Annotated in this window: 14 protein-coding genes; 1 reads left to right on the top strand and 13 read right to left on the bottom strand. The window is 61.1% G+C overall.

What is annotated here, in order from left to right:
* Positions 1–22: 22 nt before the first annotated feature.
* The 13 genes from ACP7D9_RS25845 to leuC form a co-directional block, all read right to left on the bottom strand.
* A complete protein-coding gene (locus ACP7D9_RS25845; protein WP_016773942.1) occupies positions 23–583 on the bottom strand; it encodes a CvpA family protein in 561 nt (186 codons plus the stop codon).
* A gap of 98 nt (positions 584–681) precedes the next feature.
* On the bottom strand, positions 682–1332 hold the full coding sequence (locus ACP7D9_RS25840) for an SPOR domain-containing protein (protein WP_101159996.1): 651 nt from the start codon (positions 1330–1332) through the stop codon (positions 682–684).
* Entirely contained in the window at positions 1316–2623 is a 1308-nt protein-coding gene (gene folC, locus ACP7D9_RS25835; protein ID WP_426160002.1) for a bifunctional tetrahydrofolate synthase/dihydrofolate synthase, read from the bottom strand. Before folC ends, ACP7D9_RS25840 begins: the two co-directional genes overlap by 17 nt.
* Positions 2620–3540, bottom strand: a complete 921-nt coding sequence (accD, locus tag ACP7D9_RS25830; RefSeq protein ID WP_016773939.1) for an acetyl-CoA carboxylase, carboxyltransferase subunit beta — start codon at positions 3538–3540, stop codon at positions 2620–2622. The genes folC and accD overlap by 4 nt, the downstream gene beginning before the upstream one ends.
* A gap of 198 nt (positions 3541–3738) precedes the next feature.
* Entirely contained in the window at positions 3739–4371 is a 633-nt protein-coding gene (locus ACP7D9_RS25825; protein WP_426160001.1) for a phosphoribosylanthranilate isomerase, read from the bottom strand.
* Positions 4372–4434: 63 nt separating this feature from the next.
* Entirely contained in the window at positions 4435–5259 is an 825-nt protein-coding gene (gene truA, locus ACP7D9_RS25820; RefSeq protein WP_178081218.1) for a tRNA pseudouridine(38-40) synthase TruA, read from the bottom strand.
* 242 nt (positions 5260–5501) lie between these two features.
* A complete protein-coding gene (locus ACP7D9_RS25815; RefSeq protein WP_426160000.1) occupies positions 5502–8153 on the bottom strand; it encodes a FimV/HubP family polar landmark protein in 2652 nt (883 codons plus the stop codon).
* Positions 8154–8362: 209 nt separating this feature from the next.
* The gene (locus tag ACP7D9_RS25810; RefSeq protein ID WP_426159999.1) at positions 8363–9373 is read right to left on the bottom strand and encodes an aspartate-semialdehyde dehydrogenase; all 1011 of its coding nucleotides are present in this window, start codon (positions 9371–9373) and stop codon (positions 8363–8365) included.
* A gap of 245 nt (positions 9374–9618) precedes the next feature.
* Positions 9619–10731, bottom strand: coding sequence for an aspartate-semialdehyde dehydrogenase (gene asd / locus ACP7D9_RS25805; protein ID WP_201147092.1), 1113 nt, complete (start codon positions 10729–10731; stop codon positions 9619–9621).
* Positions 10732–10797: 66 nt separating this feature from the next.
* Positions 10798–11880 carry a 3-isopropylmalate dehydrogenase gene (gene leuB / locus ACP7D9_RS25800; protein ID WP_426159998.1) on the bottom strand — a complete coding sequence of 361 codons (1083 nt, stop codon included), beginning with the start codon at positions 11878–11880 and terminating at the stop codon, positions 10798–10800.
* Between the two features lie 54 nt (positions 11881–11934).
* Positions 11935–12702: a class I SAM-dependent methyltransferase gene (locus ACP7D9_RS25795; protein ID WP_426159997.1), complete on the bottom strand. Its 768-nt coding sequence runs from the start codon at positions 12700–12702 to the stop codon at positions 11935–11937.
* Positions 12703–12855: 153 nt separating this feature from the next.
* Positions 12856–13500, bottom strand: coding sequence for a 3-isopropylmalate dehydratase small subunit (leuD, locus tag ACP7D9_RS25790; protein WP_313006167.1), 645 nt, complete (start codon positions 13498–13500; stop codon positions 12856–12858).
* An 11-nt stretch (positions 13501–13511) separates the two neighbouring features.
* Positions 13512–14930, bottom strand: coding sequence for a 3-isopropylmalate dehydratase large subunit (gene leuC, locus ACP7D9_RS25785; RefSeq protein WP_313006169.1), 1419 nt, complete (start codon positions 14928–14930; stop codon positions 13512–13514).
* A gap of 139 nt (positions 14931–15069) precedes the next feature.
* On the opposite strand from leuC, the gene ACP7D9_RS25780 reads away from it, so the two are divergent.
* Positions 15070–15960 carry a LysR family transcriptional regulator gene (locus tag ACP7D9_RS25780; RefSeq protein ID WP_042609424.1) on the top strand — a complete coding sequence of 297 codons (891 nt, stop codon included), beginning with the start codon at positions 15070–15072 and terminating at the stop codon, positions 15958–15960.
* Positions 15961–15976: the final 16 nt, after the last annotated feature.

Below are 15976 nucleotides of genomic sequence, written 5' to 3'. Positions count from 1 at the left end.
ATGGATCTGAACTGAACAACACTCACTGAGGCGTTTTCGCCGTCGGCAAGAGTTGCTCCTTGAACGGAATCTCAGCGGGTACGCTGATTCCGCTGGCAAGCCACTGACTGCTCCACCCGAGTATCAGGTTTTTGGACCAGTCGGCAACCAATAGAAACTTGGGCACGAGCTGTGATTCTTTCCACCACCCGTCCTGCTGTACCGGCCCCAGGCTCAACAGCCCGACCGCCACGACCACCAGCAACACGCCACGCGCTGCGCCGAAGGCCATGCCGAGGAATCGATCGGTCCCGGACAACCCGGTGACGCGAACCAACTCGCCGATAAGATAATTGATCATTGCGCCCACGATCAGTGTGGCGACAAACATGATGGCACAGCCCGCGATGACGCGAGCCGATGGGGTTTCGATGTATCCGGCGAGGTACTCGGACAGTGAGCCACCAAACATCCAGGCAACCGCTCCTGCGATGATCCAGGTCAGCAGCGATAACGCTTCCTTTACGAAGCCGCGGCTCAGACTGATCAAAGCGGAGATGGCGATGATTGCAACGATCGCCCAGTCAACCCAGGTAAATGGCACAGTGCAGCCTACAGACGGATAAGGCGGCGCATTTTAGCAGAGCGCATGGCTGTCGGTAAGCTGCGATTGTCAGTGCTTTTCAATCGAGGTGATAGATTTCAGCCACGTTCAGGCTGGAAACGGACAACAAAGCCCTTGAGGTTCTGCTGTCGGCTCAGCAGATCGCGCAGACGATCGGCTTCGGCGCGCTCGATCAGCGGCCCGACGAACACCCGATTCTTGCCATCGGCCGAGCGAATGTAGGCGTTATAGCCTTGGCTGCGCAGGTTTTTCTGCAGGCTTTCGGCGCTGGCACGACTCGACAGGCTGGCCAGTTGCACCGACCAGCTCACCGACAGACCGTTGGCATCGACGCGGCTTTGCGTAGCGTCAGGCTTGTTCGCGGCTGAGGTGATCGGCTGGGCCGGCGCAGGTATAGGCTTGGCCACTGGCGGCGGCGTTGCCGGCCGGGCAATTTGAGCAGGGATGGTCGGCGCCGGAGCAGCCGGAGCAGCAGGCGCCGCTTCTTCAGCGACTTCTTCGTCAGTCGGCACAGGCTCTTGCGGCAAAGCCTGCGGCTCAGGAACGGCAACCGGGTCCATTTGCACTTGGGGCATGGCCGAAGGCTGAGGCGCAGCCGGGGCCTCGACGGTCACCTGACGCTGCTCGTCCTGACGGGAAAACAGCATCGGCAGGAAGATCACCGCCAGCGCCACCAGCACCAGCGCACCAACCATGCGCTGCTTGTACGCTTTATCCAGCAAAGCCATTTGCCGCTTCCTCCGTGGAGCACCGAGCCAGCCATTCAAGGGCTTCGGCGACACAATAAAATGATCCGAACAAAAGAATCTCGTCGTCGCTGGTAGCTACCGCACACTGCCCTTCCAGAGCCGCCGCGACGCTGTCGTAAGACGCAACCGAAGCACCAAGGTTCTGCAGCGCTGCCTCAAGCTCAGCCACGGGGCGCGCGCGTGGCGAATCCAGCGGCGCGACAGCCCAGTGCGCGACACTAGCATTCAACTCGCCAACAACACCATCGAGATCCTTGTCCGCCAGTAGCCCGAACACCGCCAGGCGCCTGCCAGCTGGCGGCCGCGCCGCCAGACGCCGAGCGAGGTATTCAGCGGCGTGCGGGTTGTGGCCAACATCCAGCAGGATATTCAGGCGCTTGCCGTGCCATTCGAACGAACGACGATCGAGGCGCCCGACCACGCGAGTCGCCTGCAACGCCGCGACAATCTGTTCGGCATTCCAGGGCAAACCTGTCAGCAGATAGGCCTGCAACGCCAGCGCGGCGTTCTCCATCGGCAGATCAAGCAGTGGCAAATCACGCAATTCGACCGCCTTGCCCTGCGCGTCGGTACCGCGCCACTGCCAGTGCCGCTCGGTGATGCCGAGGTCGAAATCGCGCCCACGCAGGAAAAACGGACACGCCAGTTCACGTGCCTTGTCGAGCAATGGTTGCGGCGGGTTCAGGTCGCCACACAGAGCAGGCTTGCCCTGGCGGAAAATTCCAGCCTTCTCGTAGGCTACGGATTCGCGGGTATCGCCCAGGTAATCGGCATGATCGACGCCAATACTGGTGACCAGCGCGATATCGGCATCAACCACATTGACCGTGTCCAGGCGCCCGCCCAGACCAACCTCAAGCACCACAGCGTCCAGCGCAGACTGCTGAAACAGCCAGAACGCCGCCAGGGTGCCCATTTCGAAATAAGTCAGGGAAGTGTCGCCACGGCCAGCCTCAACCGCAGCAAAGGCTTCACACAGCTGGGAGTCAGTGGCTTCGACGCCATTGAGCTGCACCCGCTCGTTGTAACGCAGCAGGTGCGGAGAATTGTAGACACCAACGCTCAGGCCCTGCGCACGCAGCAAAGAAGCCACGAAAGCGCAGGTTGACCCCTTGCCGTTGGTGCCGGTGACCGTGATCACCCGAGGCGCCGGCTGGCCCAGCCCCATGCGGGACGCTACCTGTTGCGAACGCTCCAGGCCCATGTCGATGGCCGACGGATGCAACTGCTCGAGGTAGGCGAGCCATTCACCAAGGGTGCGCTGGGTCATACGTTGGCAGGCACCGGCGGCACCACGATCGGCTCGATTGGCGCGGCGACGAATTTCGGCGTCGGTTTGCCGGTCATCTGTGCCAGCAGGTTACCCAGACGCGGGCGCAGCTCCTGACGGTGAATGATCATGTCGATCGCGCCGTGCTCCAGAAGGAACTCGCTACGCTGGAAGCCTTCCGGCAGTTTTTCGCGCACGGTCTGCTCAATGACACGCGGACCGGCGAAGCCGATCAGGGCTTTCGGCTCGCCGACGATGACGTCGCCGAGCATCGCCAGACTGGCGGAAACACCGCCGTATACCGGATCGGTCAGCACGGAAATGAACGGAATGCCTTCTTCACGCAGACGTGCCAGCACTGCCGAAGTCTTGGCCATCTGCATCAGCGAGATCAGCGCTTCCTGCATGCGCGCGCCACCGGAAGCGGCGAAGCAGATCATCGGGCAGCGGTTTTCCAGCGCGTAGTTGGCAGCACGAACGAAGCGCTCACCGACGATGGCACCCATGGAACCGCCCATGAAATTGAATTCGAACGCCGAAACCACTACAGGCATGCCCAGCAACGTACCGCTCACCGAGATCAGCGCGTCTTTTTCGCCGGTCTGCTTTTGCGCGGCAACCAGGCGATCCTTGTACTTCTTGCCGTCGCGGAATTTCAGACGGTCAACCGGTTCCAGGTCAGCACCCAGTTCGTTGCGGCCTTCCGGGTCGAGGAAGATGTCGATGCGCGCACGTGCGCCGATACGCATGTGATGGTTGCACTTGGGGCAAACGTCCAGGGTCTTTTCCAGCTCCGGCCGGTACAACACCGCCTCGCAGGATGGGCATTTGTGCCATAGACCTTCAGGCACCGAGCTCTTCTTGACCTCCGAGCGCATGATCGAAGGGATCAGTTTGTCTACTAACCAGTTGCTCATGCTTTCTTTCTCCAGTACCGGCGGCCCGAACGCTCTGGTTCGCAGCCCCGTGTATGCCCTTGAGCTAAATTCATGTGTTGGCGATGGTTGATAAAGGGTCGCGGTCAGCGCGAAACATGACCTGCGTACGCTTCAGCAACCCTCAGCCGCGCCTGCTTTGTGCAAGTGCATTGATGGACGGCGGCAGACTGCCAGCCGTCACATCGGCGATGTATTGCCGCGCACCGCGTTGATGAATGCGCGAATCTTGTGGTGATCCTTGATGCCTTTGCTCGCCTCTACCCCGCCGCTGACATCCACTGCGTAAGGCTTGACCCGCGCTACCGCGTCGGCAACGTTCTCCGGGGTCAGACCACCGGCCAGAATCAGCGGCTTGCTCAGGTGTTGCGGAATCAGTGACCAGTCAAACGCCTCGCCGGTTCCGCCGGGCACCCCTTCGACAAACGTGTCGAGCAGCACGCCACTGGCGCCGGGAAAGGCATCGCAGGCAGCGGCAATGTCATCACCCGCTTTCACACGCAGCGCTTTGATGTAGGGACGGTGCCAGCCTTCGCACTCCTGCGCGCTTTCGTCGCCATGGAACTGCAGCAGATCCAGCGGCACGGCATCGAGAATTTCTCCAAGCTCACAACGACTGGCATTGACGAACAATCCCACGGTGGTGACGAACGGCGGCAACGCCTTGATGATCGCCCGCGCCTGCTGCACATTCACCGCTCGCGGGCTCTTGGCGTAAAACACCAGACCGATCGCATCGGCACCGGCTTCGACGGCGGCCAGCGCATCTTCGATGCGGGTAATGCCGCAGATCTTGCTGCGAACGGCTGACATGTCAGGAAAACCTCAAGGCAAAATCGAAAACGTCCCGGATGGTAACAAAAGCGTTCAAGGGCGTCAGCCGTCAAGTTCGGAGAAACCCGTAAGGAAATGTGGCCCGATAAAACGCTCGGGCAACGGGAATTCGTCGTGGTACTCGACCTGCACCAGATACAGCCCGTATGGATGCGCAGTCACCCCGCCGGAGCGGCGCTCGCGACTTTCAAGCACTTCCTTCATCCACTCCACCGGTCGCTCACCGGCACCGATGGTCATCAGCACACCGGCAATATTGCGCACCATGTGGTGAAGGAAAGCATTGGCACGGATGTCGAGCACGATCATCTTGCCGTGACGAGTCACACGCAGGTGATGCATCTTCTTGATCGGCGACTTGGCCTGGCACTGACCGGCCCGGAACGCGCTGAAGTCGTGGGTACCGATCAGGTACTGCGCGGCCTCGGCCATGCGCGCAGCGTCGAGCGGACGGTGATTCCAGGTGATTTCTTCGTTGAGGTGCGCCGGGCGAATCTGATCGTTATAGATCACATAGCGATAACGCCGGGCGATGGCTTTGAAGCGGGCGTGAAAATGTGCCGGCATGACCCTGGCCCAACTGACACTGATGTCGTGGGGCAGATTGATGTTGGCGCCCATGACCCAGGCTTTCAGCGAGCGATCGACCAAGGTGTCGAAGTGCACCACTTGACCGCACGCATGCACGCCAGCGTCGGTACGCCCGGCGCACTGCAGCGAAACCGGCGAATTGGCGACTTTGGACAAGGCCTTTTCAAGCTCTTCCTGCACCGTCGCCACGCCGGTCAGTTGGCGCTGCCAGCCGCTGTAACGCGAGCCTTTATACTCAACGCCCAGCGCGACGCGGTAAAAGCCGTCGGGCGCCATTTCGGCGACCGGGTTATCTATGTTTGCCAAGGTGGGCCAGCCTGCTGATTTTGCAAAGGCGGGCATTATAAGGCGGTGGGCCGGGGATGCCAGTTTCAGATCAAAAGATCGCAGCCTTCGGCAGCTCCTGCACGGGAATGCGCCCTCTGCAGGAGCTGCCGAAGGCTGCGATTTTCTGATTCCAGTGACTCAAACAAAAACGGCAGCCCCACCGGGCTGCCGCTTGTTGTTTACCGCTGAACTTACGCCAGACTGGACAGCATTTCCTTGGCCTCGCCCCGCTGCTTCTCGTCACCCTCGGTCAAGACTTCGTTGAGAATGTCGCGCGCACCGTCGGCATCGCCCATGTCGATATAAGCCTGGGCCAGATCGAGTTTGGTCGCCGCTTCGTCAGTGCCGGCGAGGAAGTCGAAATCGTCCTCGCCCAAATCATCACCCAACGCTGCGTCCGCTTCAGTGAAGCTCGGTTCGGCCATGCTTTGCGACAGGCGATCCAGCTCGGCGTTGACGTCGTCCAGCTCGGCCGCAAAGGCATCCGGCTCGGCGGCTGGGTTGCTGTCCATTTCGTCGGCCAGCGACAAGTCGAAATCGGCAGGCAACTCCAGATCGTCCTGAGGCACGTCAGCAACTACCGGCGTCTCGACCGGTGGCAAGTCCTTCACGCCGTCATCCAGATCCAGCAGGAAGTCATCTTCAGCCAGCGTAGTTGGCGATGGCTCGGCGCCGAGATCCATGTCCAGATCGAAGTCCGACAGATCGTCGAGATTCTCTTTCATCTCGGTCTGTTCTTGCAGCACCGAGGCGAAACTCAGATCGTCTTCCGCCGGAAATGCATCCAGCTCGACCGGCGCTTCTGGCTCAACCACTGGCGCAGGGTCGACCGGGGTGATGTTGTCGAGATCGTCCAGGCTCAAATCGAACGCGGTGTCCAGATCATCAGCCGCAGGCTCAGGCGTTTGCGGCTCGTCCTGCAGCAGTTCCTTGACGTATTGCGCATCGAGCTCTGCGGCGACGGCGGCAGCCGCAAGCCCACCGGCAGCGACTACGGCCATGGCCGGGAAGCGGCTTTTCAGCGCTTCGACCTTGGCAAAGTTGTCGCCATTGGCGACCAGCTGACGCTCTTGCGCGACGAACGCATCGCGATCGCCCTGCTGGCCGTAGACTTCCATCAGTTTCAGGCGCAGATCACTGCGTTCCGGCTCGAGGCTGACACCTTCTTCCAGCAGCGCGGCGGCCTGGTTCAGGCGACCGGCATTGATGTGCGATTGCGCCTTGTCGAGCACGTCGTCCGAGCGCTCACCCGCCGGAGCCACCAGAGGCGCGGCGATCGGAGTGGTCATCACCACCGGAGCAACGACCGGTGCAGGAGCAGGAGCAGGAGCTGGCGTATTGAGCTTGACGCTGGCTGCCGGAGTTTCCAGGCCCGAAAAACTGCTTTCCGGCAGATCCTGCTCAGCGGAGAACTCCTGCTCTTCAGCCAGAGCGCGGGCCATGCGCAGGTGCTTTTCGGCTTCCTGCTGAGCTTTGCGGCGACGCGCCAGCAGCAATAGCAGGAGCAGCAGAACCACCGCACCGCCGCCGATCAGGCCGAGCAGGATCGGATTGGTCAGCAGTTCGTTGAAAGCCTTGTCATCGTCAGCAGCAGCCGGTGTGGTTTCGACCACTGGCTCGACAACCGGCTCAACCGGTGTTTCCGCTGGTGGCGCAATGGCCGATTCCGGGGTGGGTGAAGCCGCTGCAGCGTCGGCCGGGGTGGCTGGCGGAGTCGCGGCCAGTTCGGCAGTAATCGCCGGTACCGGCGGCACGGCAGCATTGGCGCCAGGCGCAGCGCCCGCGCCGTCAGCCTGCATCTTCGCCAGTTGATTGTTCTTCAGCTCGATGAGCTTTTGCAGCTTGTCCAGTTGGCTCTGCAGATCAGCCATGCGGCTTTTCAGTTCCTCGTTGTCACGACGGGTCGTGTCGAGGTTTTCCTGAGTGATCGCCAGTTTGTTGCTCAGCGCCTTGGCGTCGCCCGCCGGGCCTTTCGCGCCGGGCTTGGCGCTTTCGGCCGAGACCAGGCTCAGGTTGTCCTGAGTGTTCGACGCCGCACCAGCATTGCCACGGCCGCGATTGGTCGCATCCAGCTGCTGCTGACCGGTGCCAGGCTTGGCCACGTAGCGACGGCCCTGACGCCAGGCTTCGTTCTGCGCTGCCACTTCAGCGATGGCGGCCGATTGCGGCAGCGCCGTGCTTTGCACCGGATCCGGCAGACGCAGCACTTGGCCGGTCTTCAGACGGTTGATGTTGCCGTCGATGAATGCATCTGGATTGAGTGCCTGGATCGCCAGCATGGTCTGCTGCACCGAGCCGCCGTTGCGCGCTTTCGCGGCGATTTCCCACAGGGTGTCGCGCGGGGTGGTGGTGTACTGATTGCGATGGGTAGCGCCAGTGGTCGGCGCAGTGATGGTCTGCGACGGTGCCGGTTGCGCGGCGGCATCAGCGGCCTGCGGCGAGAACTTCGACGGATCGAGCAATACGCTGTAGTCACGCAGCAAGCGGCCATTGGGCCACATCACCTGCACAAGAAACTTCACCATCGGTTCCGACAGCGGCTGGCTCGACGTCACGCGCAACACGCTTTTGCCGTTGGCGTTGAGCACCGGAGTGAACGTCAGATCATTGAGAAAGGCCTGACGATCAACGCCTGCCTTGGCGAAGTCTTCAGGTGAAGCCAGGCTCGGCACCACCTCGGCGGCGGTGAGATCCTTGACGTCGAGCAGCTCGATTTCAGCCACCAACGGCTGGTTCAGGGTCGACTTCAGGGTCAGCTCCCCGAGCCCGAGGGCATGCGCCATACCGGAGGACAGCGCCGAGGCGGCCGCTATTGCTAACACCAGTTTGCGAACTTGAACCATAGCCTCATCCTTTGTTTGAACGTTCCTCGGCCAGCGAGAAGCTTTTGAATACCGCTGCCGTAAGGCATTGCACGCGACGACGGAAGTCGCCGCGCGCGATCATTTCTGTGCTGCCCCGGAAAGTCCCGGAGGGTGACTCGTCATCGACGCGCTCCGGGCAAGCATAGCGCTCACCTAGAATCAGTCGACAAATTGTTGCCAAGTATCTTTTACAGCAGGCCTTTTATCAACAACTCAGCCAGTTGCACGGCATTGAGGGCCGCGCCTTTGCGTACGTTATCTGACGTCAGCCAAAGATTTAGTTCCGCCGGGTCGTCGACGCCGCTGCGCACGCGGCCGACATAAACCACGTCCTGCCCCACCGCATCGCCGACAGCGGTCGGATAATCGCCAGCCTCAACCAGTTCGATACCCGGTGCGGCCTCGAGCGCTGCGTTGACCTTTTCCAGGTCAACAGCGCTGCCCGACTGCAAGGTCACGCTAAAGCTATCGCCAAAAAACACCGGGGCTTGAACGCAAGTGGCGGAAATCTTCAATAAAGGTTTCGCCAGGACCTGGCGCAGCTCGCGCACCAGACGTTTTTCCAACAGCGTATGGCCCTGCGCATCCGGCGTGCCGACCTGCGCCAGCAGGTTGAAAGCCATTTGCCGATCGAAGAAGGTCGGTTCCAGCGGGCGCATGTTCAGCAGTTCGGCGGTCTGTCGCGCGAGCTCGGTTACCGCCTCGCGACCTTGCGCAGAAACGGCCAGATTGGCGGTGACGTTGACGTATTGCAGATCGAGCAGATCAAGCAGCGGCGCCAGCACCACGGCAAGCGCAGTGGCCGACGGGCTTGGGCTGCTGACCTGGAATGGGCTTTTCAGACTGGCGAGAATATCGGCATTGGCCTCCGGCACCACCTGCGGCGCCTGATCGGCCGGCAAGGCGCCGGACAAGTCGATCAACGAGCAGCCGCCGGCATGGGCGCGCGCCGCATAGCTCAGCGACACCGCAGCGCCGGCGGCGAAGAACGCCAGTCTGACTTTGCTGAAATCGAACTCGTCGACCTCGCGCACGCGCACATTCTTGTTGCGGAACAGCACCGAGCTGCCGGCCGATTCACTGCTGGCCAAGAGGTGCAGATTGCCGACCGGAAAGTCGCGCTCTTCGAGAATCTGTACGAGGGTTTCGCCGACAGTACCGGTGGCGCCGATAACGGCGATATCGAAAGTCTGGGTCATGGAGCTACCTCTGGCAAAACGGGGGGAGCGGCACTTTACCGGGTGGGTGGCGCACAGGCAATTTCTGCGGGATTTGCGGTGGCCGTTCGGACGCCTTCGCGAGCAAGCCCGCCCCCATACTTCAATTGCATTCCCATGTGGGAGCGGGCTTGCTCGCGAAGAGGCCGGCACACTCACCCGACAAATTTCGGGCATAAAAAACCCGCGCCTTTCTCAAGGCACGGGTTTTTCATTGCTTAAAGCGATCAACGCTCCAGCAGAATCCGCAGCATGCGGCGCAGCGGTTCGGCCGCGCCCCACAGCAGCTGGTCGCCAACGGTAAAGGCACCGACGAATTGCGACCCCATGTTCAGCTTGCGCAGACGACCGACCGGGACATTCAGAGTGCCGGTGACCTTGGTCGGGCTCAGCTCCTGCATGCTGATGTCGCGGTTGTTCGGCACCAGTTTGACCCACGGATTGTGCTGGCTGATCAGCCCTTCGATATCGGCGATCGGTACGTCTTTGTTCAGCTTGATGGTCAGCGCCTGGCTGTGGCAGCGCATGGCACCGATGCGCACGCAGATGCCGTCGACCGGGATCGGGCTTTTGAAGCGACCGAGGATCTTGTTGGTCTCGGCCTGAGCCTTCCACTCCTCGCGGCTCTGACCGTTCGGCAGTTCCTTGTCGATCCATGGGATCAGGCTGCCAGCCAGCGGTACGCCGAAGTTTTCGGTTGGGTACGCTTCGCTGCGCATGGCGTCGGCCACGCGACGATCGATGTCGAGGATCGCACTGGCCGGGTCGGCCAGTTGGTCGGCGACAGCGGCGTGAGTCGCGCCCATCTGCTTGATCAGTTCACGCATGTTCTGCGCGCCGGCACCGGAAGCCGCCTGATACGTCATGGCGCTCATCCACTCGACCAGACCGGCTTCGAACAGACCGCCCAGGCCCATCAGCATCAGGCTGACGGTGCAATTGCCGCCGATGTAGTTCTTGGTGCCCGCATCCAGTTGCTGGTCGATGACCTTGCGGTTGACCGGGTCGAGAATGATCACCGCGTCGTCGTTCATGCGCAGGCTCGACGCCGCGTCGATCCAGTAACCCTGCCAGCCGGCTTCGCGCAGCTTGGGGAATACTTCGCTGGTGTAGTCGCCGCCCTGGCAGGTCAGGATCACGTCGAGGGTCTTCAGCTCGTCAATGCTGTAGGCATCCTTGAGCGGAGCAATGTCCTTGCCCACGGATGGGCCTTGGCCACCGACATTGGACGTGGTGAAAAACACCGGCTCGATAAGATCGAAATCCTGCTCTTCCAGCATCCGCTGCATGAGCACGGAACCGACCATCCCGCGCCAACCGATCAGACCTACACGTTTCATCGCAACTACACCTTCTTGAAAAGTGGGCCGCTGCTTTGTATTGAATTTCGCAGCGGGCCCGAGAGATTACAGATTCCGCAGCGCGGCGACTACTGCGTCGCCCATTTGCTGCGTACCGACTTTGGTACAACCGGCCGAATGGATATCGCCGGTGCGCAAGCCCTGATCGAGCACAACGCTGACGGCTTTCTCGATGGCATCGGCGGCGTCGTGCAGATTGAAGCTGTAACGCAGCATCATCGACACCGAAAGGATGGTCGCCAACGGGTTGGCAATGCCTTGGCCTGCGATGTCCGGAGCGGAGCCGTGGCAAGGCTCGTACATGCCCTTGTTGTTGGAGTCCAGCGAGGCCGACGGCAGCATGCCGATGGAGCCAGTGAGCATCGACGCTTCGTCGGAGAGAATGTCGCCGAACATATTGTCGGTGACGATCACGTCGAACTGCTTCGGTGCACGCACCAGTTGCATGGCGGCGTTGTCGACGTACATGTGGCTCAGCTCGACCTCTGGATAGTCTTTGGCTACTTGCTCGACCACTTCACGCCACAGTTGGCTGGATGCCAGCACGTTGGCCTTGTCCACCGAGCAGAGCTTCTTGCCACGAACCAGGGCCATGTCGAAACCGACACGGGCAATGCGGCGGATTTCGCTTTCGCTGTACGGCAGGGTGTCGTAGGACTGACGCTCGCCGTTGTCCAGCGTACGGGTGCCGCGCGGCGCACCGAAGTAAATACCGCCGGTCAGCTCACGGACGATGAGGATGTCCAGGCCGGCAACGATTTCCGGCTTCAGGCTCGACGCGTCGGCCAGTTGCGGATAGAGGATCGCCGGGCGCAGGTTGCCGAACAGGCCCAGTTGCGCGCGGATTTTCAGCAGACCGCGCTCAGGACGGATGTCACGCTCGATGGTGTCCCATTTCGGGCCACCGACAGCGCCCAGCAGCACGGCATCGGCGGCGCGAGCGCGCTCCAGGGTTTCGTCGGCCAGCGGCACGCCGTGCTTATCGATGGCCGCGCCACCGATCACATCGTGGCTCAGCTCGAAGCCCAGGCTGTACTTGTCATTGGCCAACTCCAGCACCTTGACCGCTTCGGCCATGATTTCCGGACCGATACCGTCACCCGGGAGAATCAGAATCTGCTTGCTCATGCTTTCCTCGTGTCTTCAAGCGGTGCGCCTTCACCGGCGCGCCCGGAATAATGCTTATCGCTCAGCCATCAGTACGATTACATCGGTACTGAACGAGCCATCGGCATCAATTTCAAAATACTCGCGCACTTCGTTGCCCATCGACTGCTGCAACTGGCGGATCGCTGCGCGCATGACATCGGGCGTACGCATGCGCTCGACCCAACTGCTGTACTCCAGACGCAGGCGCTGACGCGTGGTGCTGCGCACATGCAGACCGGCCTCGCTGACCTGGCGCAGCCACTCGGCGGCGCAGTAGTCGCGGACATGACTGGTGTCTCGCAGCACTTCAACGCTTTGCAGGTAAGTGTCGAACAACGGGCTGCCCGGTGACAACACATCAACGAACGCTGCCACCCCGCCCGGTTTGAGCACCCGGCGCACTTCGCGCAAGGCCAGGCCGAGGTCGCTCCAGTGATGTGCCGAATACCGGCTGAACACAAAATCGAACTCGCCATCGGCAAACGGCAAGCGCTCGGCTGCGCCGTTGACAGTAACGATGTTGCTCAAGCCGCGATCGACGGCGGCGCCGGCAACCACATCAAGCATTTGCTGCGACAGATCGTACGCCACCACTTCCCTGACCAGCGGTGCCACATGAAAACTCACATGCCCGGCACCGCACCCCAGATCGAGCACGCGCGCCCCGCCCTGCCCGGCCAGCTCAGCCTGCAGCAGCGCGAATTCACTGCCTAGGGCGTGAACGGCGCTGCTCAGGTAAGCGGCGGCCTGTTCGCCGAATTGCTTCTGGACGACCTGGGTGTGTTGGGCGGTGCTGGTCATGGTCACATCCTGTATTTGCGTTGTTTGAGCTACCGCCTTCGCGAGCAGGTCGAATCGTCGCACCGTCGCTCCCACCTTTGAAATGCATTCCCCTGTGGGAGCGGGCTTGCTCGCGAAGAGGTCAGCCCTGACTGCATCAATCTGAAATCTTGCTTATGCGTCGCGAAACAACCACGGCTGGCTGACCCGATGCTTGGCCTCGAATGTCGCGATCGCATCGCCGTCCTGCAGGGTCAGGCCGATATCGTCCAGACCATTGAGCAGGCAGTGCTTGCGGAACGCATCAATCTCAAAGCTGTAGACCTTGCCATCCGGACGGGTCACGGTCTGCGCTTGCAGGTCGACGTGCAATTGATAACCCGGCTCGGCTTCAACCTGCTTGAACAGTTCATCAACTTGCGCATCGCTGAGGATGATCGGCAGCAGGCCGTTCTTGAAGCTGTTGTTGAAGAAGATGTCGGCGTAGCTCGGCGCGATGATGCTACGGAAACCGTACTCTTCCAGCGCCCACGGCGCGTGTTCACGGCTCGAACCGCAGCCGAAGTTCTCGCGGGCGAGCAACACGCTGGCGCCTTGATAACGCTCGGCGTTGAGCACGAAATCCTTGTTCAACGGGCGCTTGGAGTTGTCCTGATACGGCTGGCCGACATCCAGATAACGCCACTCGTCGAACAGGTTCGGACCGAAGCCAGTGCGTTTGATCGATTTCAGGAACTGCTTGGGAATGATCTGATCGGTGTCGACGTTGGCACGATCCAGAGGCGCGACAAGACCAGTGTGCTGGGTAAAAGCTTTCATGCTGCGCTCCTTTAGATCAATTCACGAACGTCGATGAAACGGCCGTTCACCGCTGCTGCCGCCGCCATGGCCGGGCTGACCAGGTGAGTGCGGCCACCAGCGCCCTGACGGCCTTCGAAGTTGCGGTTGGACGTCGAGGCGCAATGCTCGCCGGACTCCAAACGGTCCGGGTTCATCGCCAGGCACATCGAGCAACCCGGCTCACGCCATTCGAAACCGGCTTCGAGGAAAATCTTGTCCAGACCTTCGGCTTCAGCCTGCGCTTTCACCAGACCCGAGCCCGGCACGACGATCGCCTGCTTGATGGTCGAGGCCACCTTGCGGCCCTTGGCGATCACCGCCGCGGCGCGCAAGTCTTCGATCCGCGAGTTGGTGCAGGAACCGATGAACACGCGATCGAGCTGAATGTCGGTAATCGCCTGATTGGCGGTCAAGCCCATGTATTTCAGGGCGCGGACGATCGAGTCGCGCTTGACCAGATCCATCTCTTTAGCCGGATCAGGCACGTTCTGATCAACGGCCAAAACCATCTCCGGGGAAGTGCCCCAGCTGACTTGCGGTTTGATCTGCGTGGCGTCGAGCTCGACCACGGTGTCGAATTTGGCGTCGGCGTCGGAGACCAGATCTTTCCAGGCTTCGACGGCCATGTCCCACTGCTCGCCCTTCGGCGCGAATGGACGACCTTTGACGTAGTCGATGGTCTTCTGATCCGCTGCCACCAACCCCACGCGGGCGCCGGCCTCGATGGACATGTTGCAGATGGTCATGCGGCCTTCGACTGACAGATCACGGATCGCGCTGCCGGCGAACTCGATGGCATGGCCGTTACCGCCGGCGGTGCCGATCTTGCCGATCACCGCAAGGACGATGTCCTTGGCAGTCACGCCGAACGGCAATTGGCCTTCGACGCGCACCAGCATGTTTTTCATTTTCTTGGCGACCAGGCACTGAGTAGCGAGCACATGCTCGACCTCGGAGGTGCCGATGCCGTGTGCCAATGCACCGAATGCACCATGGGTGGAGGTGTGCGAGTCGCCGCAGACCACAGTCATGCCCGGCAAGGTCGCGCCCTGCTCCGGGCTGATCACGTGGACGATGCCCTGGCGAACGTCGTTCATCTTGAACTCGACGATGCCGTATTCATCGCAGTTGTCGTCGAGCGTCTGCACCTGCAAACGCGAAACCTGATCGGCAATGGCTTCAATGCCGCCCTTGCGCTCCGGCGTAGTCGGTACGTTGTGGTCCGGGGTCGCGATATTGGCATCGATGCGCCACGGCTTGCGCCCGGCCAGACGCAGGCCTTCGAAGGCTTGCGGCGAGGTCACTTCGTGAATGATGTGACGGTCGATGTAGATCAGCGCAGAGCCATCGTCGCGCTGCTTGACCAAATGCGAATCCCAGAGCTTGTCGTACAGCGTTTTGCCGGCCATCAGACGGTTCCTCATCAGCTTGTTTCTATGCCCTGGGCTTATCAATAACCCTTTGGCTTGTGAGGCCGATCCTATGGGGTTAGATTAAATAACTCAAATTCATATTTTTTATGCTTTGGATAACCAACTGGAATGCGACATGGATCTGGCTAACCTGAACGCTTTTATCGCCATCGCCGAGACTGGCAGCTTCTCGGGCGCTGGCGAACGCCTGCACCTGACCCAACCGGCAATCAGCAAACGCATCGCCGGGCTTGAGCAACAATTAAAGGTGCGCCTGTTCGACCGACTGGGCCGCGAAGTTGGCCTGACCGAGGCCGGCCGCGCCCTGTTGCCAAGGGCTTATCAGATTCTCAACGTGCTTGACGACACCCGCCGGGCCCTGACCAACCTCACCGGCGAAGTCAGCGGTCGCCTGACCCTGGCCACCAGTCACCACATCGGCCTGCATCGCTTGCCGCCCTTATTAAGGGAGTTCACCCGCCGCTACCCACAGGTCGCGCTGGATATTCAGTTCCTCGATTCGGAAGTGGCCTACGAGGAAATTCTCCACGGCCGCGCCGAACTGGCAGTTATCACGCTGGCGCCGGAGCCGCACACGCTGGTCAAAGCCACCCCGGTTTGGGACGACCCGCTGGATTTTGTCGTGGCGCCGGAGCACTCGCTGATCAACAACGGCGCCGTCAGTCTGGCCGACATTGCCGGCCATCCGGCGGTTTTCCCCGGCGGTAACACCTTTACCCACCACATCGTCCAGCGTTTGTTCGAAGCCCAAGGCCTGACGCCGAACATCGCCATGAGCACCAACTACCTGGAAACCATCAAGATGATGGTCTCCATCGGCCTGGCCTGGAGCGTGCTGCCGCGCACCATGCTCGACGAACAAGTGGCAAGCATCGCATTGCCGGGCATACAGCTCACTCGCCAGCTAGGCTATATCTTGCACACCGAACGGACGCTATCGAACGCAGCAAGAGCCTTCATGGCCCTGCTGGACGCACAAATCGATCGGCCAGGGACCCCGGCCTGACTTGTGCTACTCCTAT

The organism is Pseudomonas sp. TSRC2-2, from assembly GCF_049897785.1.
In the GTDB taxonomy this organism is placed as follows: domain Bacteria; phylum Pseudomonadota; class Gammaproteobacteria; order Pseudomonadales; family Pseudomonadaceae; genus Aquipseudomonas.
The sequence above is the reverse complement of the archived record's forward strand: the minus strand, read 5'-3'. Positions and strand labels throughout refer to the sequence as shown.